This is a genomic window from Chrysosporum bergii ANA360D, from assembly GCF_029891735.1.
GTDB classification, from domain to species: domain Bacteria; phylum Cyanobacteriota; class Cyanobacteriia; order Cyanobacteriales; family Nostocaceae; genus Umezakia; species Umezakia bergii.
Genome location: NZ_JANQDH010000014.1, coordinates 25,053 through 46,366 on the forward strand (window position 1 = coordinate 25,053; position 21,314 = coordinate 46,366).

The window sequence follows — 21,314 nt, forward strand, 5'->3', positions numbered from 1 at the left end:
TGTGGTGGTAAAAATTAGTTAGAGCCAGAACTTGCTAACTCCGCTAAACGTTCTTGCTGGTCTTGGGAGATACAAGATTGAATTAATGTCTCTAAATCTCCTTCTAAAACCGGATTAAGAGAATAATTCTGTCCCAAGCGGTGGTCAGTAACGCGGTTGTCTTTATAGTTATAAGTACGGATTTTTTCCGATCGCGATCCTGTCCCTACTTGCGATCGCCGCATGGAAGTTACAGCTTCTTGTTGTTCGCTTAACTTAATTTCATAGAGTTTTGCCCGGAGGATTTGCATTGCCCGTTCTTTGTTTTGCAACTGACTTCGTTCTTCTGTACAGAAAATGCGGATACCAGTGGGTTTATGGTAAAGGTCGGCTGCTGTTTCCACTTTGTTAACGTTTTGTCCACCAGCGCCCCCGGAACGAGCTGTAGTCAGTTCAATATCCTTGGGATCAATGTAGACTTCCACATCATCAACTTCTGGCATAATTGCCACTGTGGCTGTGGAAGTATGAACTCGTCCCCCGGCTTCAGTTGCTGGTACACGTTGTACGCGATGCACTCCCGCCTCAAACTTGAGTTTGCTATAAACGCTATTCCCCTGAATTTCCAGGATCACTTCCTTAAAGCCGCCCATTTCACCTGGTGACTCGCTCACCAGTTTTACCTTCCAGTTCTGAACTTCAGCATAGCGGGAGTACATCCGCAGTAGATCCCCAGCCCAAATACTCGCTTCATCGCCGCCGGTACCGGCGCGAATTTCCAACATGATGTTTTTATCGTCGTTGGGGTCGCGGGGTAAGAGCAACACTTTCAAGCGATTTTCTAAATATTCTAATTTTTCCTCTAATTCAGACACTTCCAAAGCTGCCATTTCTTGCCACTCTGGATCACCGTTGGCTTCTTTGAGTACCTGACGCGCTCCTGCTAACTCTTGGGTAGCAGTTTTCCAAGTTTCGTAAGTAATAACTACTTCTTCTAAAGAAGAACGAGACTTAGCGACTTTTTGATACTCATCAGGATTTTTAGCGGTATCAGGGTCAGCCAGACGACGGGTCAATTCATTAAAGGTTTGTTCAACAGACTTGAGTTTTTCTAGCAGGTATGTTTCAGCCATAACGAATGCGGTCGCTCCTTCAAATAACAAGTTGGCTCGGCAAAAAATGACAAGCGACCCAGCAGTTGCAGGGTCGTCGTTAACAGCAGAGCCAAACGGCTACTTTTGTTCTTTTTTCCCGTCAGTGGCTTGAGTATTGCCCATACCATATTTACGCAAGAAGCGTTCAACTCGACCCTCGGTGTCAACCAGCTTCTGAGTACCAGTATAAAATGGGTGGTTTCCTGACCAAACGTCTACGTGTAATTCAGGCTTAGTAGAGCCGACAGTCATAACAAGTTGACCGTTACAGTAAACTTTAGCCTCTGGATACCACTGGGGGTGAATATCGGGTTTAGCCATGTTTTTTGTCGATAACCTATATCAATTATAACTTCTAGATGAGAATGCAGTCCAAAATCCAAAATCCAAAATCCAAAATCCAAAATCCAAAATTGACTAACGTTTGGAGTATTGAGGTGCCTTCCGAGCTTTATGCAAACCATATTTTTTCCGTTCTTTAGCCCGGGGGTCGCGAGTCAGGTAGCCCTCGATTTTCAAAGGTGGGCGGTTATCCGGGTCTAGTTGACACAGAGCGCGAGCTACTCCTAAACGAATAGAGTCAGCCTGTCCTGTCAAGCCACCACCCTCTGCTTTAACTAAAATGTCGTACTCGTTTTCCAGTCCTAGAGTTTCTAAGGGGTTTCTAATTAATCCCAGGTAATTGGCGTTGAATTGAAAGTACAAATCTCCAGGCTTACCATTGACAATTAATTTACCCTCACCGGGAACTAATCTTACCTGTGCTACTGCGGACTTACGACGACCAGTACCCCAGTACACAGCACGACCGCTATTAGTATCTGCTAGTACCATTAATTTTCTACTCCAGGAATTGTATTAATTTTCAGTTCTTTGGGTTTTTGCGCTGTATGGGGATGAGTTGGCCCTGCGTAAACTTTTAGTTTGGTGAACAACTGCCTACCTAAACTATTTTTGGGCAACATACCCTTAACAGCGTGTTCTAATATCCGTTCTGGTAAGCGCTGTTGCAGTTTAGCAAAAGTTTCTGTTTTCATTCCCCCGGGGCGGCCTGAATGACGACGGTAAAGCTTTTGAGTACGCTTTTTACCTGTCACTGTTACTTTTTCCGCATTGATGACAATTACAAAGTCACCTGTATCCAGGTGGGGTGTATATTCGGCTTTTCTTTTGCCTCTGAGGATCATAGCGATTTCCGAAGCCAGGCGGCCGACACGTTGATCTGTGGCATCTACTACGTACCACTCACGCTCAAGAGATGCTTGAGGAGGAAGGTATGTTTTTGTTGTCATAGGGGTTTTGGTTTACAAAGGTGGTGTTAATGTGACGGAAAATTTGTAGGAAAGACGAAATGGGGCAAGGTTTCATACCAAATTTCTGGAGGAAAGGGAAAGTCAGGGTAGCCAACCCTCAACAAACACAAACCCTGGGGAGGAGCTGCGTGTTTTACTTTTTCCCGGCGTTCTTGTTTCCAGAGTTCGTTAAAGCTAGCAAGTGTTAGCTTACCGCAGCCTACTTGTGCCAGCATCCCGACTAACAGCCGTACCATGCCATACAAAAATGCATTGGCCTGAATTTCAATATGAAGAAATGCTCCACTACGATGACATTCTGCTGCTTGCACCTCTACCCAAGAATGCGATCGCTTGGAACCTGCACGGTGAAATGCAGCCAAATGATGCTTTCCCATCAGGGGTTCTAGGGCAGCTTGGATTAAGCATTCATCCAGGGGTGCATAATAATAATGCCAACTAAAAGGGCTAACGAACAAGTTCGGTCGCTTTTCAGTATATATAGTGTAGCGATACCGCCGATAGGTTGCAGTAAACCTGGCGTGCCAACGATCATCTACAGTAGCTGAAGCCCTGATTAGTATATCTTCCGGCAGATAACTGTTGAGAATTGATGCCCACTTGTGGGGTGGTATAAATCCTGTGGCTTCAAAATGGGCTACTTGAGCGGCTGCATGAACTCCGGAGTCGGTACGCCCGGCTCCATGCAGAGTCACATGATAGCCCAGAACTGCGGCGATGGCTGTTTCTATTTCTTCTTGAACTGTACGTTGGTGCTTTTGTCTTTGCCAGCCGTGGAAGTGAGTGCCTAAGTATTGAATTACTAAGGCCACTCGATGGCTTGGCGTAGGCTGGTGGCTTTGTAACATAGGTGTTTTGTCTGTAGGTCACTGTCTTTGTCATTAACTAATGACTCATGACCAATAACCCATGACTAATTGTTTAAGCTAAACTAGTTCTATGATTGCCATTTTCGCATGATCTCCCCTCCGGGGGACGGTATGGAAGATGCGGGTATAACCGCCGTTGCGATTACCATAGCGATTTGGTGCTTGCTCAAATAAAGCGTGAACTAGTTGCTTGTCGTAGATATAGCCCAGTGCTTCCCGACGTGCTGCTAGAGAGCCGTTTTTAGCTAGGGTAATCATTTTATCTACTTCGCTGCGGACAACTTTAGCTCGGATTAAAGTTGTGGTGATGCGGCCATGACGGATAAGTTCTGTAGTTAGCGATCGCAACAGGGCGCGACGCTGGTCAGCTGGTTTACTGAGTTTTTTGACTCGACAACGGTGACGCATAATGCACTTGTAAATGAGTAAAAGTTTTAGTTTATGTTTGTTTAGAGCCTCGTTCGTGGGGTAGGGTAATACCTAAACGGCGCTGTAAAGCTTCTACCACTTCTTCGGCTGATTTTTGGCCAAAGTTTTTAATTTCTAACAAGTCTTCTTGGCTGAAATCCAATAGGTCGGCCACGGAGTTAACTTGTGCCCGTTTGAGACAGTTATAAGCCCGCACAGAAAGTTGTAATTCTTCAATGGGAATTTGGGCTGTGGGGTCGTCTGTGACCTCAGATCCTTTTTCTCTTGGCTGCAGTGAAATATCTTTCAACGGATTGAATAGATCTACTAGAATAGCAGCTGCCGATGACAATGCTTCTTGGGGAGAAATACTGCCATTTGTCCAAACTTCTAATAGCAGTCTGTCTTTGGTAATTGATCCGTCCCCACGGGCTTCTTCCACACTGTAGTTAACTTTCCGCACTGGCATAAATACTGAGTCTATTTGCAGAAAGTCCAAAGAAGTGGCTTCCTCTCGTCCTCTCTCTACTGTGCGATATCCCTTGCCTCTTTCAATGCGAAATTCCATTTCCAGCTTGCCACCTTCGGCGATGGTAGCTACATACTGAGTTTGGTCTATCACTTCTACTTCACTAGGCAAATCAAAATGTGCCACGGTGACTGTTGCCGGTCCGTTAACAAGTAATCTACCAATTTGGGGTTGAGCAGAATAGCTTCTCAGGATTACTTCCTTCATTCTCATGAGGATTTCCAGCACATCTTCCCGTACCCCTGGGACTGTAGCAAACTCGTGAGTTACACCTGCAATTCTAACTGCTGTAACTGCTGTCCCCTCTAGATTCGACAGTAAAACCCGCCGCAGCGCGTTGCCCACGGTTGTTCCTTGGCCACGCTCTAGAGGTTCCAGCACAAATTTACTGTAATGGCTCCGGCTTTCCTCTGTATTAGATTCTACACATTCAATTTGAAACTGCGCCACGGATTAGCCTCCCTTCTTTAAGGTGCTGCTAGCAGGCAAATCAATTGCCTCCCGAATTTACTTTTGGTTTCCTAGTTTTTGCTAGGTATATTTAACTGCCATCAAAAAGCAGTTGAAATTGTTTGATCACCCTCTTGAGGGAAAATCATTGGTGATGATTTGAACTTAAGCAGCCCTCCCTACGGGAAGAGCTGACTTGCTTCTACTTGCTCAAGCCATCAGTATTAGTGTGTGGAGCCAATGCCCAATAATTAGGTGGCATTTAAACTCGCCGGCGCTTGGGTGGACGGCAACCGTTGTGAGGAATGGGGGTGATATCCCGAATTAGGGTAATTTCCAGTCCTGCTCCTTGGATTGCTCGAATGGCGGTTTCTCGACCTGCTCCCGGTCCGCTGACCATAACTTCAACTTGGCGCATTCCTTGGTCTATGGCGCGACGTGCGGCACTTTCAGCTGCGGTTTGCGCTGCAAAGGGGGTTCCCTTTTTTGCTCCTTTAAAACCGCTAGAACCAGCACTAGCCCAAGAGATCACATCGCCCCTTTGATCAGTAATGGTGACAATGCTATTGTTGAAAGTAGACTGGATGTAGGCCATGCCGTTGGGTACATTGCGTTTCTGCTTTTTGCTCCCGCCTTTTTTAGTTGGTTGTCTTGCCATATTTTTCTAGTTAATCTTAGGTAAAGTTTGCCTTCCCTGGCGGAACCTAGGCGCACACTAGCCAGGGTTGAAAGTTTATTTGCCTGGAGCTTTTTTCTTCCCAGCCACTGTTTGCCTTCTACCCCGACGGGTTCTAGCATTAGTGCGAGTTCTCTGACCTCTGACTGGTAAGCCCATGCGGTGACGGCGACCCCGGTAACAACCAATATCAATCAAGCGCTTGATACTCATGGCTTCTAAGCGCCGCAAGTCACCTTCAACTTGATAGTTACTTTCGATTTCTGCCCGTAGCGCGGCTACATCAGCATCACTTAAGTCTTTAACACGGATATCTGGGTTTACGCCTGTAACGGCTAAAATTTCCCTTGACCTTGTGAGTCCAATTCCGTAGATGTAAGTGAGACCAATTTCAACGCGCTTATCGCGTGGAAGGTCTACTCCGGAAATACGTGCCACAACTAATTTCTCCCTATGGTTATTGCAATTACTTTGACAAAAGCCTGATTGATTGCTTTTGGATTTTTTGTTCGTGCTTTATCTGTGATTTCACTCTTTGATTTGTCAGAGTGTTAGCCTTGGCGTTGTTTGTGTTTGGGATTCTCGCAAATCACCATCACCCGCCCACGACGACGGATGACGTTACATTTATCACAGATTTTCTTGACAGAGGCTCTAACTTTCATGCCTTTTTAAATTGACTCCAAATAGTAAATTATAGCATTTTTAGGGAAATTAATTCAGTTAACTAACTGGGTATCACCCAAAAAGATGATTTTATGGTAAGATTTCCAAGATATAACTATTTTTTCCGCAGTCTATAGGTGATTCTACCTTTGGTCAGATCATAGGGAGTTAACTCGACCTTGACGCGATCGCCTGGTAGAATCTTGATGTAATTACGGCGAATCTTACCAGAAATGTGTGCCAAGACATTGAATCCATTGTCCAAATCAACGCGAAACATGGCATTGGGGAGGGATTCAGTCACTGTACCTTCCATTTCAATTAAATCTTGCTTAGACAATTTGTTTTTTCCTCAATTCAACAATCTCCTCTTTATTCAGTTGCAGCATTTTATCTGCAAAAGAACATATTTTGAAAAATATATCAACAGTTTCTTAATATATCTTAGCTAAAATTGGTCTACATCTTCGACCCGGGGATAGGGACGGCCTCAGCTGCGTCAAGAGTTGGGGAGTAAGTGAGAATTTTACTCCCCTGGGTCTATGAAGTAATGATTGTTTGTAATTGTTTGGTGACTTGTTCTTGGGGCTGATCGCCGTTGACTGTTACCAGTTTTTGGCGATCGCGGTAGTAGTGAATCAATGGTGCGGTTTGAGCCCGGTAAACATCTAAACGATGACGAATTACCTCTTCGGTGTCGTCTTTTCGTCCTCTATCTAATAAACGCGCCACTACCACATCATCTGGAGCATCCAGGTTAATTACCCTTTCGTCACCTTGATTAATTTCGACCAGCAACTTTTCCAGAAAAACTGCTTGTGTGACCTTGCGCGGGAAACCATCCAGAATCCAACCAGATTGAGCATCAGTTTGACCAATCCGCTCCTTTACCAATTCCTGTACTAACTGGTCAGGGACTAAATCGCCGCTATTTACATAACTTTGAGCTTTAATTCCCAAAGGAGTTTGCTCTTTCATAGCTTGTCTTAATATTTCCCCCGTAGAAATATGGGGAATATTCAATTTTTCAGCCAAAATTTGAGCCTGAGTTCCTTTACCAGATCCAGGTGGTCCCAAGAAAATTAATCGCGTCACTGTCACTATTGTTTCACCATTCCTTCATAACGCTGAGATATCACATAAGTTTGCACTTGCTTCGCTGTGTCGATTGCCACACCCACTAAAATGAGCAAAGAAGTAGCACCCAATCCCCTAAAGGTTGGTACTCCTAAAGCACTTTCAACAGCGGTGGGGATAATAGCAACAAATCCCAAAAATATCGCACCCAAAAAAGTTAAGCGATTAATCACACGCTCCAGATACTCACTGGTAGCTTTTCCTGGACGAATCCCCGGAACACTAGATCCCATTTTCTTCAAGTTTTGTGCCACATCCACCGGGTTAACAATCAATGAGGAGTAGAAGTAACTGAAGAAAACAATTGATGTTAAATAAACCAGAGCGTAAACCCAAGCGCCAGAACCACCAGGACTAAGATAGGTGTTGACAATGTTGGCTACTTCTGTACTACCAGTAAAATTAGCAATCAATAGTGGCAGGCTTAAAATTGCGGTAGCAAAGATAATCGGCATTACACCGCCAGAATTAAGCCGCAGGGGTAAATAGCTGCGTTGCTCTGCCAATACTCGGCGACCCACTTGGCGGCGAGCGGAAATAATCGGGATGCGACGGATGCCTTCTTGAACAAAAACAATCCCAACAATTGTCGCCAAGAAAACTAACACTAAAACTATGACCCGACCAACTATTTCTCTACCGCCAACTTGGACTAAATCAATGGTGTCCCCTAAAGCTTTAGGTAAAGAAGCTACGATGTTGACAAAAATCAACAAGGAAGCGCCATTTCCGATGCCGCGCTCTGTAATTAGTTCTGATGCCCACATAACAAACATGGAACCAGCAGTGAGAGCGATCGCTGTTTCAGCTACAAAGGCCAAACCTGGATTTACAGCGAACTGCTGTAAGAAGAACGCCGAAAAAGCCACACTTTGAAGCGCAGCCCAACCTACAGTTACGTAGCGTGTGATTTGGGAAATTTTCCGGCGACCCGCTTCGCCTTCATTTTTCTGTAAATTTTCTAAAGATGGAATTGCCGCCGTCAGTAATTGGATAATAATGGAAGCATTGATAAAGGGTAGGATACCCAGGGCAAAAATTCCCAACGTGGAAAGTCCACGTCCAGAAAAAATATCCAATAAACCAAAGACCGCGTTGTTCCCGGATATAGCTGCGGCAAACCTCTCTCTATCCAGACCTGGTACTGGCAAAAATATGCCGAGGCGAACCAAAATTAAAATACCGATAGTAACAAGCAGCCTACCTCTGAGTCCGGCAGCTTGCGCCATCTGCATAAAAGTTTCTTGAGCCGTTGGGGTTTTTTCTCTACTGATCATAGAATGCTACCTCTATAGTGAACCAGGCGCTGGCAGCGATAAGAAATGCAAAGTGCGCTTTTCCGGCTCACTTATAAAACTTCGCAACTACCACCAGCAGCCTCAATTTTGCTACGAGCTTGTCCTGTAAAAGCTGCTGCTTGTACCTTCAGGGATACATTTAATTCGCCATTGCCCAAAATTTTCAATGGACCTTTAGCAGAGGTAATGATCCCTGCCTCTTGAAGAAAAGTTAAATTTACTTCTGTATTAGCAGGAAGGGAAGCCAGCTTATCTACATTAATCGTAGTGTAAACTTTTCGGTTTACCATGGGAAAGCCCTTGAGCTTAGGTAAGCGCCGATATAATGGTTGTTGACCACCTTCAAAACCGGGTCTGGTACTGCTACCAGAACGAGATTTTTGACCTCTCATCCCTAAACCAGCACTAGCGCCTTGACCGGCAGAGATACCTCTGGCTACACGGCGGCGGCGTTTTTTTGAACCTTTTTGGGGTTTAACGTCGTTGAGTCTCATGATGTGTCATACCTCTACCAATCAAACAAACTTAAACATACAATCTTTCCACAGGGACACCCCTATCCTCTGCCACCTCAGCAAAAGTACGCAGAGTAGATAAAGCATTCACCGCAGCCCTAGCGTTGTTCAGAGGATTATTAGAACCCAACTGCTTCGCTAAAATGTTACGGACTCCCGCCAACTCCAGGACAGTCCGTACTGCACCACCAGCAATTACACCAGTACCGGGGGCGGCAGGGCGCATAATCACTTTGGCACCGCCTCCTACACCGTCGATGGGGTGGGGGATGGAATTAGATTTAGTCATGGGGATGTCGATAAGATGTTTTTTACCATCTGCTACCCCTTTTTTTACTGCCCCAATTACATCGGAGGCTTTACCTACACCAACTCCCACTTGTCCACGTTCGTTACCTACGACGACGATGGCTCGGAAGCTGAGTTTTTTACCTCCTTTGACTACTTTGCTGACCCGGCGGATTTGAATTACTCGCTCTTGCCAGTTGGTTTCTTCTTTTTTTGTGCGGTTGGCTTTACGACGATTGGTGGCCATGATTAATCACACTCCATTTCTCTGCTTTTCTTAAAAATCTAAACCTGCTTCCCTGGCTGCGTCGGCTAAGGCTTGGATGCGACCATGGTATAAATTGCCGCCGCGGTCGAATACCACCTTAGTAATACCCTTTTCCAAAGAACGAGCAGCGATTAACTTGCCAACCTGTGCTGAGGCTTCACAACTAGCTCCCGTAGCCAAACTAGACCTTAAGTCAGGTTCAACGGTAGAAGCTGCCACTAAGGTATGGTGCTTAGTATCATCAATTACTTGAGCGTAAATATGCTCGTTGGACCGAAATACTGCTAACCTGGGACGTTCCCCACTGCCGCTTACCTTGCCCCGAACACGCCGATGGCGACGTTGTTTTGATTCTCTGCGAGTTAGTTTCATAACTACTTCTTACCACCCTTACCAGTTTTACCAGCTTTGCGTCGCACCACTTCTCCTGCATAACGAATACCCTTACCTTTATAAGGTTCAGGGGGACGAACTGCACGTATTTTGGCAGCCATATTACCTACTATTTCTTTGTCATAACCACTGACAATGACATTGGTGTTATTCTCTACGGCAAACTGAACCCCGTCCGGTGGGACAATTTGCACTTGATGGCTATAACCAATGTTTAAGACCAAATTACGACCTTGAACCTGTGCCCGGTAACCTACGCCTTGGATTTCTAACCGCCGTTGAAAACCTTGGGACACACCCTGCACCATGTTGGCTACTAATGTGCGGCTTAATCCGTGCATTTGTCTGGATACACGGGTATCATCACGACGGGTTACTTGTAATATTTCTCCTTGTTGGGAAACAATCACATTATTAGATAAGGTGCGGGATAGTTCTCCTTTTGGTCCTTTGACTAGAACTTTACTACCATCTATGGTCACTGCCACTTTAGCGGGGATGGTAATGGGTTGTTTTCCTATCCGAGACATGATTTTTGTCCTTTATTTTCAATCACTACCAAACATAGCAAAGCACTTCACCACCGAGTTGCTGACGACGGGCTTCCCTGTCCGTCATGATGCCTTGGGATGTGGATATAATGGCTATGCCGATGCCTCCTAATACCCTAGGTAAATCTTTTCTATTAGAGTAAACCCGTAAACCTGGTCTGCTGATTCGCTTTAAAGTAGTTATTAAAGGTTGACGATTTTTACCTTTATACTTTAGTGAAATTACTAGATTTCGTTTTACTCCCTCTCCAGCTTCTACAACATCAGCAACGAAACCTTCTTCTTGTAGCACCTTGGCGATACTACGGGTCATTTTTGTGGCTGGTACTTGTGTTGTTTGATGCCTTGCTAGGTTAGCGTTGCGGATGCGCGTAAGCATATCTGCTACAGTGTCGTTAGCCGCCATTTTTTCCTCTTTAGAACAATATGTTAATCGCGAAAAGGCATTCCTATTTCTTTGAGTAGGGCGCGCCCCTCTTCGTCGTTTGGCGCTGTAGTGATGATGGAAATGTCCATCCCCCGAATTTGGTCGATACTGTCATACTCTACTTCGGGGAAGATTAACTGTTCTCTCACACCTAGAGTGTAGTTACCGCGTCCGTCAAAACTTTTGGGACTAATACCGCGAAAGTCTCTGATTCTGGGTAGTGATAAGCTGACTAATCTATCCAAAAAAGCGTACATCCGCTCTCCCCGCAGAGTGACCATGATGCCTACGGGCATACCTTGACGAATTTTAAAGCCTGCGATCGCCTTCTTAGCCCTAGTCACTACAGGTTTTTGCCCTGTAATTAAAGTAATTTCCTTAACAGAAGCCTCCAAAGCCTTAGCATTTTGAGCCGCTTCCCCTAAACCCCTGTTAACTGTGATTTTTACTAATTTGGGTACTTGATGAATGTTGCTGTATTGAAACTGATTCATCAGTTTGGGGACGATGGTTTCTTGGTATAAGGTTTTTAGTCTCGTGGTTGCCATAAAAAATTATGCTCCTTTTCCCTGGTCTTGGTCAGGGTTTTTACAAATTGATCAGTTATTTATCCAGAATTTCCCCGGTTTTCTTCAGCATTCTCACTTTTTTACCTTCCGGGGTGAAGGTGTAGCAAACACGACTAGCCACATTTTGTTTAGTGGAATACAGCATCACGTTAGAACTGTGAATAGGAAATTCCTGAGTGGATATGCGCCCAGATTCTCCTTCTTGTTGGGGTTTAATGTGTTTGGTTTTGATGTTGACACCTTGAACTATGACTTGACTAAATTCTGGTAATGCCCGCATTACTTCCCCCACTTTACCCTTATCTTTACCGGCAATTACTTGTACAGTGTCACCGGTTTTGACGTGCATTTTATGGAATATTTTGGGTTTTGGTTTTTTGTTAGCCATTACAGTACCTCTGGAGCTAGGGAAACAATTTTAGTAAAGTTTTTATCCCGTAGTTCTCTGGCTATCGGTCCAAAAACTCTTGTTCCTTTGGGGTTGCCGTCTTTGTTGATGATCACAGCTGCGTTGTCGTCAAAGCGAATACTCATACCACTATCCCGGCGGATATTATGGCGAGTGCGGACTATCACAGCTTCAATCACATCAGATTTTTTTACTGCCATATTGGGTAAAGCATCTTTAACCACGGCGATAATTCTGTCACCAATGAAGCCATAACGTCTGTTGCCGCCTCCTAATATTCGGATGCACATAATTTTCTTAGCTCCGCTATTATCGGCCACAGTTAAATAAGTTTGGGGTTGAATCACAATTAACCTCCTTTTTGGAGTTTTATCTAGTTAATATTACGTTCAAGCTTTGGTAGTCAAAATATCTTTAACCTGCCAGCGCTTGGTTTTACTCAAAGGTCTAGTTTCTTGAATCCGTACGCGATCGCCAACTTTACATTTATTTTCCTCATCGTGAACTTTGTAACGCTGGGTTTTTACCAAGATTTTGCCGTACTTAGGATGAGGGGCGCGGTTTTCCACCGCCACCACCACAGTTTTTTCCATCTTGTCGCTGACTACCAAGCCAACACGTTCTTTTATAGCCATAGTTCCCTACACATCTGGTGCTGAATTTTCTTTATTTGCGGCCCGTTTACGTTCACCTTCCACAGTCAGTAACTGAGCCAGGCGGTGGCGGGCGTGGCGAAATTGATGGGGTTTTTCTAACTGTCTTGTGGCTTTTTGTAACCGCAGTTGAAACAGTCGTTTTTTCACTGCCACAATTTCCTCAGCTAGTTGCTCATCACTTAAATCCCTAGCTTCTGAAATTTTAGGAAGAGCCATAATCTACTCTTGCTCCTTTATTTGCGAACGGACAATAAACTTAGTTTTTATGGGCAGTTTGTTAGCAGCCAAGCGCATAGCTTCCCGAGCCACTTCTTCAGAAACACCGGCAATTTCAAACATAATTCTTCCCGGTTTCACCACAGCCACCCAAAACTCTGGGGAACCCTTACCAGAACCCATACGGGTTTCTGCTGGACGCATAGTAATAGGTTTGTCCGGGAAAATGCGAATCCAGATTTGCCCACCCCGACGAATGTAACGTGTCATAGCCCGGCGGGAAGCTTCTATTTGTCGGGAAGTGATCCAAGATGGTTCTTGGGCTTGCAGAGCAAAGTCACCAAAATTGATGGTGCTACCACGGTGGGCTAGACCTTGCATTCTTCCGCGCTGTTGTTTGCGGAACTTAGTTCTTTTAGGACTTAACATGATTAGTGATTAGTTGGTTAATGACTATTCTTCGTTAGAACGGTCTTCAAATTGCTGACGGCGACGTTGTTGGCGGCGACGTGGTTCGCGATCGCGTGGGCTGGGGGGTGGTGGAGTTTGTTCTTGTCCAGGGATAATTTCCCCCTTAAATACCCACACCTTAATACCCAGAATGCCGTAGATAGTTTTAGCCGTGCAGTAGTTGTAGTCTATATCTGCTCGGAGAGTATGTAGGGGAACCCTTCCCTCACGAGTCCACTCAGTGCGAGCAATTTCCGCTCCATTGAGTCTTCCACTAACTTGAATTTTTATCCCTAAAATTCCCGCCCGTTGGGCGCGTTGTATAGCTTGACGTACCACTCTGCGAAAAGATACACGTCTTTCCAACTGTTGGGCAATGTACTCCCCAATCAGAGCTGCATCTGCATCAACCTTTTGAATTTCCACCACATTAATGCGGATTTGGCGGTTACTACCCAGGAGTTGTTGTAGTCCTGTTCGCAGAGTTTCTATACCTTGTCCTCCGCGTCCTACTACTACCCCCGGTCTAGCTGTGCGTAATTCCAAATCAATTTGGTCAGCCTTGCGCTCTATTTTGATTTGGGAAATACCAGCATTATTTGGGGCTTGTCTGCCCAGCTTTTCTTGTAAGTAGTTACGCAGTTTGTGGTCTTCTTGTAATATTCCTGGATAGCGGTCTGGCGGTGCAAACCACTGGGATTGATGTTCTCTAGTAATCCCCAGGCGAAAACCGACGGGATGAATCTTTTGTCCCACGATAGTTTCCTCTTTTGTTTAAGTAATTTTTGAATGTTTTTTGAATGTTTATTTTCTTGCCTCATCAACTGCCACAGCCAGAGTAATGTGACAAGTAGGTTTACGAATTTGGTATGCCCGTCCTTGCGCTCGTGGTTGAAACCGTTTCAGTACTGGTCCTTGGTTAGCGTATGCTTGGGTAATAACTAGTTTTGTCCGGTCTAAACCAACATTGTGTTCAGCGTTAGCTGCTGCGCTTCTGAGTAGTTTTAATACAGGTTCGCAGGCTCGATAAGGCATGAACTCCAGTATGATTAGTGCTTCTCGGTAAGAACGCCCCCTAATTTGGTCTAAGACACGACGCACTTTCAAAGGGGACATACGAATATAACGGGCGATCGCTTTTACTTCCGTGGTATCTATAGCCATACAAACTATCTCCCTGCTTTTTTATCAGTTTTGCCATGACCCCTGTAGGTACGGGTAGGCGCGAATTCTCCTAGTTTGTGTCCCACCATTTGTTCGTTGACAAATACAGGGACGTGTTGTTTTCCGTTATGTACAGCGATAGTGTGACCAATCATTACTGGGAGAATTGTTGATGCTCGTGACCAGGTTTTGATGACTTGTTTTTCGTTTTTAGCGTTGAGCTTTTCAATTTTGCTCAACAAGTGGTCAGCAACGAAAGGACCTTTTTTGAGAGAACGACCCATGATTAGATTTTGGCGGTTAGTTTAAAGAACAGAAAGAATTTAAGCTCAAAAATTGCTAAGACTGACGGCCACCACGTCCCCGTTTTGAGGACTTGCGGCGACGACGGACAATTAACTTACTGCTAGCTTTTTTGGGTTTGCGTGTTTTAGCACCCAGAGTAGGTTTACCCCAAGGTGTGACCGGACCCGATCTACCTATGGGCGCTCTCCCCTCTCCACCACCGTGGGGGTGATCCACCGGATTCATAACACTACCCCTAACCTTCGGGCGGCGACCCTTCCAGCGATTACGTCCCGCCTTTCCGGCGCTGAGGTTTCTGGCTTCAGTATTACCGACTTGTCCGATGGTGGCGTAACATTCCCGGCGAATCATGCGGAATTCTCCCGAAGGTAGCTTGAGAGTAACGTAATTTCCTTCCTTCGCCATAACTTGGGCATAAGCTCCAGCTGCTCGGACTATTTGCCCTCCTTTACCGGGAGTTAGTTCCACGTTGTGGACATTAGTCCCGGTGGGAATGTTGAACAGTGGTAGGGCGTTACCATCTTCAAAAGGGGAATTAGGACCGGCGGTGATTTTTGCCCCCACTGGTAACTTATTGGGGTGAAGGATGTAACGCTTTTCTCCGTCCTCGTATTGAACTAGAGCAATGCGGGCGTTACGGTTGGGGTCATATTCTACGGCTATTACTTCACCAACGATGTTACGCTTATCTCTTTTAAAATCAATAATGCGGTAAAGCTGTTTATGTCCCCCACCCCGGCGGCGGCTAGTAATGCGGCCTTGGTTATTGCGACCCTTAGCGCGGTGTACATATTCTGTTAGAGATTTTTCTGGCTTTGATTTAGTAATTTCCGCAAAGTCAGAAACAGTAACTTGCCTTGTGCTGGGGGTATAGGGGCGGTAAGAACGAGTACCCATGTTTTTTTACACCTCTGGGAATAAAACTTGTCTAACTTTTTCTTCGTCCCCAGGGGCTACAGTGACTATAGCTCGCTTGTATTGGGGCTTGTATCCTATGAATTTACCAACTCGGCGTTTTTTCCGGGGTGGGTTCATGGTGTTAATTTTGACTATTTTGATTTGAAACAGGTCTTCTATTGCCGCTTTAATTTCGGGTTTGCTGGCTTTGGGAGTCACCTCAAAAGTGTATTTGTTTTGCTCCATCAAGATGGTGGCTTTTTCAGTCACAATGGGGCGACGTATCAGGTCGGGAAGGTTGCGGGGTTCGATTTTAGGCATTGTAAACCTCCTGAATTTTAGTTAGGGCTGATGCTGTGACTACAATTTTGTCGGCGTGTAGGAGGTCGTAAACGTTTAGTTGGTCTGCTGCAATTATTTTTAAGTTTTCTACGTTGCGGGCTGAGAGATATATGTTGTCGGTTTTGTCTAGGGATGACAATATTAACAAGGTTTTATTTTCTGGGTTTGCTCCCCAACGAGTTAAAGCCGAAACCAATTCTTTGGTTTTGGGGCGGGATAATTCATTGTTGAATTCTTCCACCACAATTAAGTCCTCAGCACGACTCATAAAAGCTGTGCGTAGGGCTAAACGGCGTTCTTTGCGGTTTAATTTCAGGTTAAATTCTCGGGGTTTGGGTCCAAATATCACACCACCACCACGCCATAAAGGAGAACGGATAGAACCTGCACGGGCGCGACCGGTTCCTTTTTGCCGCCAGGGTTTGCGACCCCCTCCCCTGACCTCAGAACGTGTTTTAGTGCTGGCAGTTCCTTGGCGAGAGTTGGTCATTTGTCTGACCAGGGCGCGATGGACGATGTGAGTGGCAGTTGATTCTTTGGCAATTCGTAATTCAAAGGTGGTATTACCTATCTGTTCTCCTTGCCAGTTTTTAATTACGCTTTCTACCATTTTTCTGTTTTTCGTATTGTGGCTTAAGGTTTATTTACCAACTTTTTTGGTAGGCAGAATATTCACCAAAGACCCTGGTTTCCCGGGTATAGCTCCTTTGATTAATAGCAGGTTGCGTTCTGGGTATATTCGCTCTATGGTTAGTTTGCGAATGGTTGTACGCTTGCCTCCTAACCGTCCTGCCATTCTTTTACCGGGATAAACACGACCAGGGGTAGTACCTGCGCCGATAGAACCGGGTTCTCTATGGTTTTTAGAACCATGGGACATGGGACCGCGACCGAAGTTGTTACGTTTTTGGTTGCCTGCAAAACCGCGACCTATACTGGTTCCACTTACGTCTACTACTTGACCTTGGGTGAATAGATCGGCTTTTAGTTGCTGACCTAATGCGTAATCACTGGGGTTGTCAATGTGATATTCGTTTAAGTGACGCAAAGCTGGAGCGGATGATTTTGCCAGGTGTCCTAGCAGTGGTTTATTGAGGGCTTTGGGTTTTACTTCGCTATAACCAACTTGGATGGCGCTATAACCATCGGTTTCTTTGGTTTTGATTTGGGTAATTGTGCAGGGACCTGCCTGAATTACGGTTACAGGAATGGATACTCCTGCTTCATTGAATATTTGGGTCATGCCCAACTTGGTGCCGAGTATACCTACAGACACAGGGAAAACTCTCCTTATATATACTTGCTGGTTTTGGAATCAGACCTTACACTTTTACAAGTGTCAAGTGTCAGTGGAGGATGTACCATAAAAAAAAGCACATCACACCATAAACGTGTCCCACTGTTTGGTGAATCCTTCACTTTCACTCACTCACCAGAACACCCATAAGCTTTTCCCCCACGGGAAAACAACCTTTGGAATCAGAGCAATGCTGTTTAGCTGTTTAGCTCTCGTGCAGTAATGCTTTTATCCAAGCATTTACTTAGGCACTTTCCGGAGGCAGTGCTGCTTCTGGCCTTCTTCCATCATCCATCACTGCCGTGCTGTAGTGGGACTTAAGCGGTTTTTCCACTCAGTATCCTTGAAATAAAACTGATGCTATGCTATCAAAGGAACATGGCTACTCAGTTTTTACTTCACTCAACACATCACCCTAACCTTAAGCATAAACTATAGTTTAAGGTTTATAGTTTAAGATTTTGCTTAGTTGCTCAAGCCTAAAGGAGTGAATTTAGTTTAGAGTCGTTGAGGGGCTTTGACATAGCCATCAACTTGAGTTGACCTTTGGAACTTTTCTAGTTTATCAGTCTCTGATCACTTTGCGCCAAATTTGCGCTTTTTGCTTTTTTCAATAATCGGCTTTGGATGCTACACCATTACAAAACTACAGAGGAGTGATAACTTAGTTTTTATTGTTTTTATTATATAGGCCACAATCTAATATGATAAACCATCTATTTAATTTTGTCCAGAAATATTTGAGATATTTTTTGGCGGGTGATCAAGTGGCCTTTCTTGTACGGAAAATTTAACTTAATCTTAGTTCAGGGTGAATAATAGAGATATCTAAGTGGGATAGGACAAAAGAGAAATTATGGCACTGATTACCACTGGCAACGGTTTTATCCGCGATCTGGAAAAATATGGTTCCCTTGGTGTTTACGTACCTCTGGAGGGGGGGTTTGAAGGTCGATATCGCCGCCGACTGCGTGCAGCTGGCTATGCTAATCTTCATATTACTGCTAGGGGACTAGGCGACGTGGCCGCTTATCTGACAGGAGTTCATGGAGTTAGACCCCCTCACCTGGGTAAAAAAAGCAGTGGTAGTGGTGCAGCAGTTGGTTATGTATACTATGTTCCACCTCTTGTTACCTACAATCTAGACAAGCTACCACCAAAATCAAAGGGATTGGTATTGTGGATGATTGAAGGGCATATTCTTTCTGATCAGGAAGTTGAGTTTTTAGCAACTATGCCCACCTGGGAACCACGAGTCAAAGTAGTAGTTGAGAGAGGAGGCGATCGGGCTTTCCGTTGGCGACCTCTCAAAGATACATATTCTGCCAGCTATCAAGCTGTGTAATTAGTATGGCAATGGCTACTTCTCACACTGGGGGGAAGTGCCAACGCCCACAGGATACCGTCAAAGCAACAGCAGTTTAGTTAACTCGCTATTTTCTCAGGCTTGGAGGTGACAAAAGCGAACATGAGACGTAAATCTACAACTAGACCAGCTACCACTCCTAAACCTTCTGCTTTTCAATCTCCCCTGTTCAACATTTCTACTATCGCTATTTTGGCAGGGGTGCTGGTGTTAGGTATTGGAATTGGTATTGCTTTTAGTTCAACAACTACTTTAAGTCCATCCAATGTGGCTTCTCGCGAGTTCATAGATACTAAAGCCCCAAACCCGGAAATTTGCGTGCAGTTTGGTGCTAGTGCAATGGTGATGGACGCGAGACTGTTTGTCACTCTCAACCCCTTTAATGTCTATGTTGCTCAACCGAGTATGCGTCCTGGGTGCGTTCTCCGCCAAAATAACTGGGCAATTTTAGAACAACGTAAGCTCGTGACATCTAACCAGGTGCGGGAATGTAGAAACCGTTTAAATACTTTCGGTTTTACAGGTAACTTAGATGGGGAAAACCCTGATATTAGGTGTATTTATCAAAATCAGGCGGCGCAAAACTTCTTCACATCCCAACCAGGAGCAGTGACACAACCGCAAGAAACAGATAGGTTTTAATTTAAAGGGTATTTAGTAATTGGGTTTGGGAGGGGTTGACCAAACTCAATCACTTGTATGTTAGGTACACTGGGTTGATAGTTAGGGATTATGGGAACTGAAGGATTAGGATTTGTTCTAGCAGGAAAACTCGCGGGGGGAAGAGTAGAAGGGGGTAATTGAGACGAGTTGCGGGGCTGTAGGGGAGGTACTGTAACAAAGGGTTGTCTTGGGTTAGGAGTTACAGGATATAAACTTGGGGATAGGTTGGGTAAGGACTGTAAATTTACTGGTGGTGGAGAGGGAGTATAATTAGTAATGGTAGGACGTAATACCCAGCGCGTGGGGTTTTGTGGTGAATTGGGTTGCAGCTGTATTCGGCGAGGATCTACAGAATTTGCGGAAGCTAAATCCAGAACAATTCGAGTGACATTTTCATGTAATTGGGACACACGAATTCTCTTAACTGCTCCCCAATAATTTTGTATGGTGGAAACGTAACCTAACTTAGTATTTGGTAAATCCACAACCAAACGAGGCGGTTCCGCTAGGTAGAAATATTTGGGAGTTGTACTAGCTGAGAGGTTGATTTCTAGTTCTACAGCTTCTGGGTAAAAGCGCCAGTTATCTAATCTGGCTACGGGTGCAGCAAAACTACTGCCGGTTTGCAGAAAAGTTACTGCATACAAGCCTAACAGCCCTTGGGTACATTGCCAAAATTGCTTAATCATATAGGGAAAAAAACTTCTATAACCACTGTCCACCCCGGAAACGCCACCGGGGAAAGATAATTCGCATTAAACTTTGTGAAGCAATAAAAACTGCTAGCCAGACACAGCCATAGTGTAGTAAAAAAGCTCCTAACGATAGTTCAATACTTGGTATGGGGATTGGTAGGAAGCGAAAAAGTTTCACCCCACAGAAAATAAACCCCAATTCCCAAATACCAGCCCCTAGTTGATAAGCAGCTGGCCAGTCTCGATCCCAACGAAATTTTTGCAGATAATCATAAAGCACATCCCAAATTAAGCCAAAGATAGCTACTTGACATACTCACCGACCTTGAAGGTCGGTGATTCTTGACAGTTCACAGTAAATCGCTGTCGAAACAGTCTTACAGTCACTCTCTGTCCATTTTAGGTCGTGCCGATGCCCCATGCCGACCATTTTTATATTCTGAGCAGCATTCTCATATCTGTCTGCAAGAGTGTGGCAATTTAAACACAACACCGAGCGAATAGACAAATCAATCTTGCCCCAACGATACCCACAGCCACAGCAAATCTGGCTAGTAGGTTCCCATCTGTCAATTACTCGGAAATCCCTTTTAAGTTTCTCAGATTTACCCTCACAAAAAGTTCTGAATTGCCGCCACCCTTGCAGGCTAATCGCCCTAGATAGTCTAGGATTTTTGAGCATTCCTGACACCTTCAAGTCTTCCAAAACAATTACTTGGTTATCCTTAACTATTTTGGTTGATAGCTTATGTAAAAAATCTTTCCTGGTATCAGAAATACGGTTGTGTAATTTAGCTATCTTTATGCCAGTCTTGTTTCTTCTTTTTGAATCTTTTTGTTGACGCGCTAATTTTCGCTGCCACTTACGAATCTTGCGGTCATATTTTGAGTAGCTAGGGCTTAAAACTTTTTCTCCATTGCTCATTGCAGCAAAAGTCTTTAGTCCCAAATCAATACCTATGCTTTGGTTTTTGGCAACAGTAATATTGGGTTCAACTTCTACAACGAAGCTCAGAAAATAACGGTTAGCGCCATCCTTAATCACTGTAACTGAGCTAGGTTCAGATGGTAGGTCTCTTGACCAAATGGGTTTGATATCCCCAATTTTGGCTAGGTAGACTACTCCATTTTTTATCGAAAACCCCTGCTTAGTAAACTCTGCTGATTGTGAGTTGGTTTTCTTTTTAAATCTAGGTATCCCAAGCTTTTTACCTTTTCTCTTGCCTTTAAGGGAATTGAAAAAGTTTTTGTAAGCAGTATCTAAATACCTAAGAGACTGTTGTAATGGCACTGAAGAAACATCAGATAGCCATTTTCTTTCTTCGGTCTTTTTAGCTTGGGTTAGCATTGCTGAGAGTTTGTT

General features: G+C 44.6%; 35 protein-coding genes and 1 pseudogene. 2 read left to right on the forward strand and 34 right to left on the reverse strand.

The genetic code is table 11. The annotated features are described in order from the left end of the window. Positions 1 to 14 precede the first annotated feature (14 nt). The 31 genes from prfA to rplC form a co-directional block, all read right to left on the reverse strand. Positions 15 to 1,112, reverse strand: a complete 1,098-nt coding sequence (gene prfA, locus NWP17_RS02080) for a peptide chain release factor 1 (RefSeq protein ID WP_280653259.1) — start codon at positions 1,110 to 1,112, stop codon at positions 15 to 17. A gap of 99 nt (positions 1,113 to 1,211) precedes the next feature. Next, positions 1,212 to 1,454 (reverse strand): 50S ribosomal protein L31, encoded by a 243-nt coding sequence (gene rpmE, locus NWP17_RS02085; protein ID WP_280653260.1) that lies wholly within the window; start codon positions 1,452 to 1,454, stop codon positions 1,212 to 1,214. Positions 1,455 to 1,550: 96 nt separating this feature from the next. Beyond that, positions 1,551 to 1,967: a 30S ribosomal protein S9 gene (gene rpsI, locus NWP17_RS02090; protein ID WP_280653261.1), complete on the reverse strand. Its 417-nt coding sequence runs from the start codon at positions 1,965 to 1,967 to the stop codon at positions 1,551 to 1,553. Continuing rightward, positions 1,967 to 2,425, reverse strand: a complete 459-nt coding sequence (gene rplM, locus NWP17_RS02095; protein ID WP_280653262.1) for a 50S ribosomal protein L13 — start codon at positions 2,423 to 2,425, stop codon at positions 1,967 to 1,969. The genes rpsI and rplM overlap by 1 nt, the downstream gene beginning before the upstream one ends. 26 nt (positions 2,426 to 2,451) lie before the next feature. Next, on the reverse strand, positions 2,452 to 3,294 hold the full coding sequence (truA, locus tag NWP17_RS02100; protein WP_280653263.1) for a tRNA pseudouridine(38-40) synthase TruA: 843 nt from the start codon (positions 3,292 to 3,294) through the stop codon (positions 2,452 to 2,454). A gap of 78 nt (positions 3,295 to 3,372) precedes the next feature. Then, a complete protein-coding gene (gene rplQ / locus NWP17_RS02105) occupies positions 3,373 to 3,723 on the reverse strand; it encodes a 50S ribosomal protein L17 (protein WP_280653264.1) in 351 nt (116 codons plus the stop codon). A gap of 31 nt (positions 3,724 to 3,754) precedes the next feature. Continuing rightward, entirely contained in the window at positions 3,755 to 4,702 is a 948-nt protein-coding gene (locus tag NWP17_RS02110) for a DNA-directed RNA polymerase subunit alpha (protein ID WP_280653265.1), read from the reverse strand. A gap of 262 nt (positions 4,703 to 4,964) precedes the next feature. Next, positions 4,965 to 5,360 (reverse strand): 30S ribosomal protein S11, encoded by a 396-nt coding sequence (gene rpsK, locus NWP17_RS02115; RefSeq protein WP_280653266.1) that lies wholly within the window; start codon positions 5,358 to 5,360, stop codon positions 4,965 to 4,967. 75 nt (positions 5,361 to 5,435) lie between these two features. Further along, positions 5,436 to 5,816 carry a 30S ribosomal protein S13 gene (gene rpsM, locus NWP17_RS02120; protein WP_280653267.1) on the reverse strand — a complete coding sequence of 127 codons (381 nt, stop codon included), beginning with the start codon at positions 5,814 to 5,816 and terminating at the stop codon, positions 5,436 to 5,438. 113 nt (positions 5,817 to 5,929) lie between these two features. Further along, a complete protein-coding gene (gene rpmJ / locus NWP17_RS02125; RefSeq protein ID WP_280653268.1) occupies positions 5,930 to 6,043 on the reverse strand; it encodes a 50S ribosomal protein L36 in 114 nt (37 codons plus the stop codon). Positions 6,044 to 6,159: 116 nt separating this feature from the next. Continuing rightward, entirely contained in the window at positions 6,160 to 6,384 is a 225-nt protein-coding gene (gene infA, locus NWP17_RS02130; protein ID WP_006276978.1) for a translation initiation factor IF-1, read from the reverse strand. Between the two features lie 200 nt (positions 6,385 to 6,584). After that, on the reverse strand, positions 6,585 to 7,139 hold the full coding sequence (locus tag NWP17_RS02135; RefSeq protein ID WP_280653293.1) for an adenylate kinase: 555 nt from the start codon (positions 7,137 to 7,139) through the stop codon (positions 6,585 to 6,587). Between the two features lie 5 nt (positions 7,140 to 7,144). Further along, complete coding sequence (gene secY, locus NWP17_RS02140; protein WP_280653269.1) at positions 7,145 to 8,458, reverse strand: preprotein translocase subunit SecY; 1,314 nt, start codon at positions 8,456 to 8,458, stop codon at positions 7,145 to 7,147. 71 nt (positions 8,459 to 8,529) lie between these two features. Further along, positions 8,530 to 8,973 carry a 50S ribosomal protein L15 gene (gene rplO / locus NWP17_RS02145; protein WP_280653270.1) on the reverse strand — a complete coding sequence of 148 codons (444 nt, stop codon included), beginning with the start codon at positions 8,971 to 8,973 and terminating at the stop codon, positions 8,530 to 8,532. Positions 8,974 to 9,004: 31 nt separating this feature from the next. Beyond that, the gene (gene rpsE, locus NWP17_RS02150; protein WP_280653271.1) at positions 9,005 to 9,529 is read right to left on the reverse strand and encodes a 30S ribosomal protein S5; all 525 of its coding nucleotides are present in this window, start codon (positions 9,527 to 9,529) and stop codon (positions 9,005 to 9,007) included. A 30-nt stretch (positions 9,530 to 9,559) separates the two neighbouring features. Beyond that, positions 9,560 to 9,922: a 50S ribosomal protein L18 gene (rplR, locus tag NWP17_RS02155; protein WP_280653272.1), complete on the reverse strand. Its 363-nt coding sequence runs from the start codon at positions 9,920 to 9,922 to the stop codon at positions 9,560 to 9,562. Positions 9,923 to 9,924: 2 nt separating this feature from the next. Beyond that, complete coding sequence (rplF, locus tag NWP17_RS02160) at positions 9,925 to 10,473, reverse strand: 50S ribosomal protein L6 (protein WP_280653273.1); 549 nt, start codon at positions 10,471 to 10,473, stop codon at positions 9,925 to 9,927. Between the two features lie 25 nt (positions 10,474 to 10,498). Continuing rightward, entirely contained in the window at positions 10,499 to 10,900 is a 402-nt protein-coding gene (gene rpsH / locus NWP17_RS02165; protein WP_280653274.1) for a 30S ribosomal protein S8, read from the reverse strand. A gap of 23 nt (positions 10,901 to 10,923) precedes the next feature. Next, positions 10,924 to 11,469, reverse strand: coding sequence for a 50S ribosomal protein L5 (rplE, locus tag NWP17_RS02170; RefSeq protein WP_280653275.1), 546 nt, complete (start codon positions 11,467 to 11,469; stop codon positions 10,924 to 10,926). A 55-nt stretch (positions 11,470 to 11,524) separates the two neighbouring features. Then, entirely contained in the window at positions 11,525 to 11,878 is a 354-nt protein-coding gene (gene rplX / locus NWP17_RS02175; protein WP_280653276.1) for a 50S ribosomal protein L24, read from the reverse strand. Continuing rightward, positions 11,878 to 12,246 carry a 50S ribosomal protein L14 gene (rplN, locus tag NWP17_RS02180; protein WP_280653277.1) on the reverse strand — a complete coding sequence of 123 codons (369 nt, stop codon included), beginning with the start codon at positions 12,244 to 12,246 and terminating at the stop codon, positions 11,878 to 11,880. Before rplN ends, rplX begins: the two co-directional genes overlap by 1 nt. Positions 12,247 to 12,288: 42 nt before the next feature. Beyond that, complete coding sequence (rpsQ, locus tag NWP17_RS02185; protein WP_280653278.1) at positions 12,289 to 12,534, reverse strand: 30S ribosomal protein S17; 246 nt, start codon at positions 12,532 to 12,534, stop codon at positions 12,289 to 12,291. A gap of 6 nt (positions 12,535 to 12,540) precedes the next feature. Beyond that, positions 12,541 to 12,771 (reverse strand): 50S ribosomal protein L29, encoded by a 231-nt coding sequence (gene rpmC / locus NWP17_RS02190; RefSeq protein WP_280653279.1) that lies wholly within the window; start codon positions 12,769 to 12,771, stop codon positions 12,541 to 12,543. Positions 12,772 to 12,774: 3 nt separating this feature from the next. Then, on the reverse strand, positions 12,775 to 13,200 hold the full coding sequence (rplP, locus tag NWP17_RS02195; RefSeq protein ID WP_280653280.1) for a 50S ribosomal protein L16: 426 nt from the start codon (positions 13,198 to 13,200) through the stop codon (positions 12,775 to 12,777). 24 nt (positions 13,201 to 13,224) lie between these two features. Beyond that, positions 13,225 to 13,977: a 30S ribosomal protein S3 gene (gene rpsC, locus NWP17_RS02200; RefSeq protein WP_280653281.1), complete on the reverse strand. Its 753-nt coding sequence runs from the start codon at positions 13,975 to 13,977 to the stop codon at positions 13,225 to 13,227. A 48-nt stretch (positions 13,978 to 14,025) separates the two neighbouring features. After that, positions 14,026 to 14,385: a 50S ribosomal protein L22 gene (rplV, locus tag NWP17_RS02205; protein WP_280653282.1), complete on the reverse strand. Its 360-nt coding sequence runs from the start codon at positions 14,383 to 14,385 to the stop codon at positions 14,026 to 14,028. Positions 14,386 to 14,390: 5 nt separating this feature from the next. Beyond that, complete coding sequence (gene rpsS, locus NWP17_RS02210; RefSeq protein ID WP_280653283.1) at positions 14,391 to 14,669, reverse strand: 30S ribosomal protein S19; 279 nt, start codon at positions 14,667 to 14,669, stop codon at positions 14,391 to 14,393. Between the two features lie 55 nt (positions 14,670 to 14,724). After that, positions 14,725 to 15,588 carry a 50S ribosomal protein L2 gene (gene rplB, locus NWP17_RS02215; protein ID WP_280653284.1) on the reverse strand — a complete coding sequence of 288 codons (864 nt, stop codon included), beginning with the start codon at positions 15,586 to 15,588 and terminating at the stop codon, positions 14,725 to 14,727. Positions 15,589 to 15,594: 6 nt separating this feature from the next. Beyond that, entirely contained in the window at positions 15,595 to 15,909 is a 315-nt protein-coding gene (locus tag NWP17_RS02220; protein WP_280653285.1) for a 50S ribosomal protein L23, read from the reverse strand. Next, positions 15,902 to 16,540, reverse strand: a complete 639-nt coding sequence (rplD, locus tag NWP17_RS02225; RefSeq protein ID WP_280653286.1) for a 50S ribosomal protein L4 — start codon at positions 16,538 to 16,540, stop codon at positions 15,902 to 15,904. Before rplD ends, NWP17_RS02220 begins: the two co-directional genes overlap by 8 nt. Positions 16,541 to 16,570: 30 nt before the next feature. Beyond that, positions 16,571 to 17,206, reverse strand: a complete 636-nt coding sequence (gene rplC, locus NWP17_RS02230) for a 50S ribosomal protein L3 (protein WP_280653287.1) — start codon at positions 17,204 to 17,206, stop codon at positions 16,571 to 16,573. Between the two features lie 877 nt (positions 17,207 to 18,083). Between rplC and ndhN the strand changes: the two genes are divergently transcribed. Next, a complete protein-coding gene (gene ndhN, locus NWP17_RS02235) occupies positions 18,084 to 18,572 on the forward strand; it encodes an NAD(P)H-quinone oxidoreductase subunit N (protein WP_280653288.1) in 489 nt (162 codons plus the stop codon). 123 nt (positions 18,573 to 18,695) lie between these two features. Continuing rightward, a complete protein-coding gene (locus tag NWP17_RS02240) occupies positions 18,696 to 19,235 on the forward strand; it encodes a DUF3172 domain-containing protein (RefSeq protein ID WP_280653289.1) in 540 nt (179 codons plus the stop codon). On the opposite strand, the gene NWP17_RS02245 is transcribed toward NWP17_RS02240, so the two are convergent. The 3 genes and pseudogenes from NWP17_RS02245 to NWP17_RS02255 all read right to left on the reverse strand — a co-directional run. Next, positions 19,232 to 19,945: an AMIN domain-containing protein gene (locus NWP17_RS02245; RefSeq protein WP_280653290.1), complete on the reverse strand. Its 714-nt coding sequence runs from the start codon at positions 19,943 to 19,945 to the stop codon at positions 19,232 to 19,234. The genes NWP17_RS02240 and NWP17_RS02245 overlap by 4 nt on opposite strands. A 16-nt stretch (positions 19,946 to 19,961) precedes the next feature. After that, positions 19,962 to 20,258, reverse strand: a pseudogene (locus NWP17_RS02250) (hypothetical protein); the annotation flags it as partial. Positions 20,259 to 20,267: 9 nt separating this feature from the next. Continuing rightward, positions 20,268 to 21,314 (reverse strand): RNA-guided endonuclease InsQ/TnpB family protein (locus NWP17_RS02255; protein WP_280653291.1); only part of this gene is annotated, 1,047 nt, incomplete at its 5' end.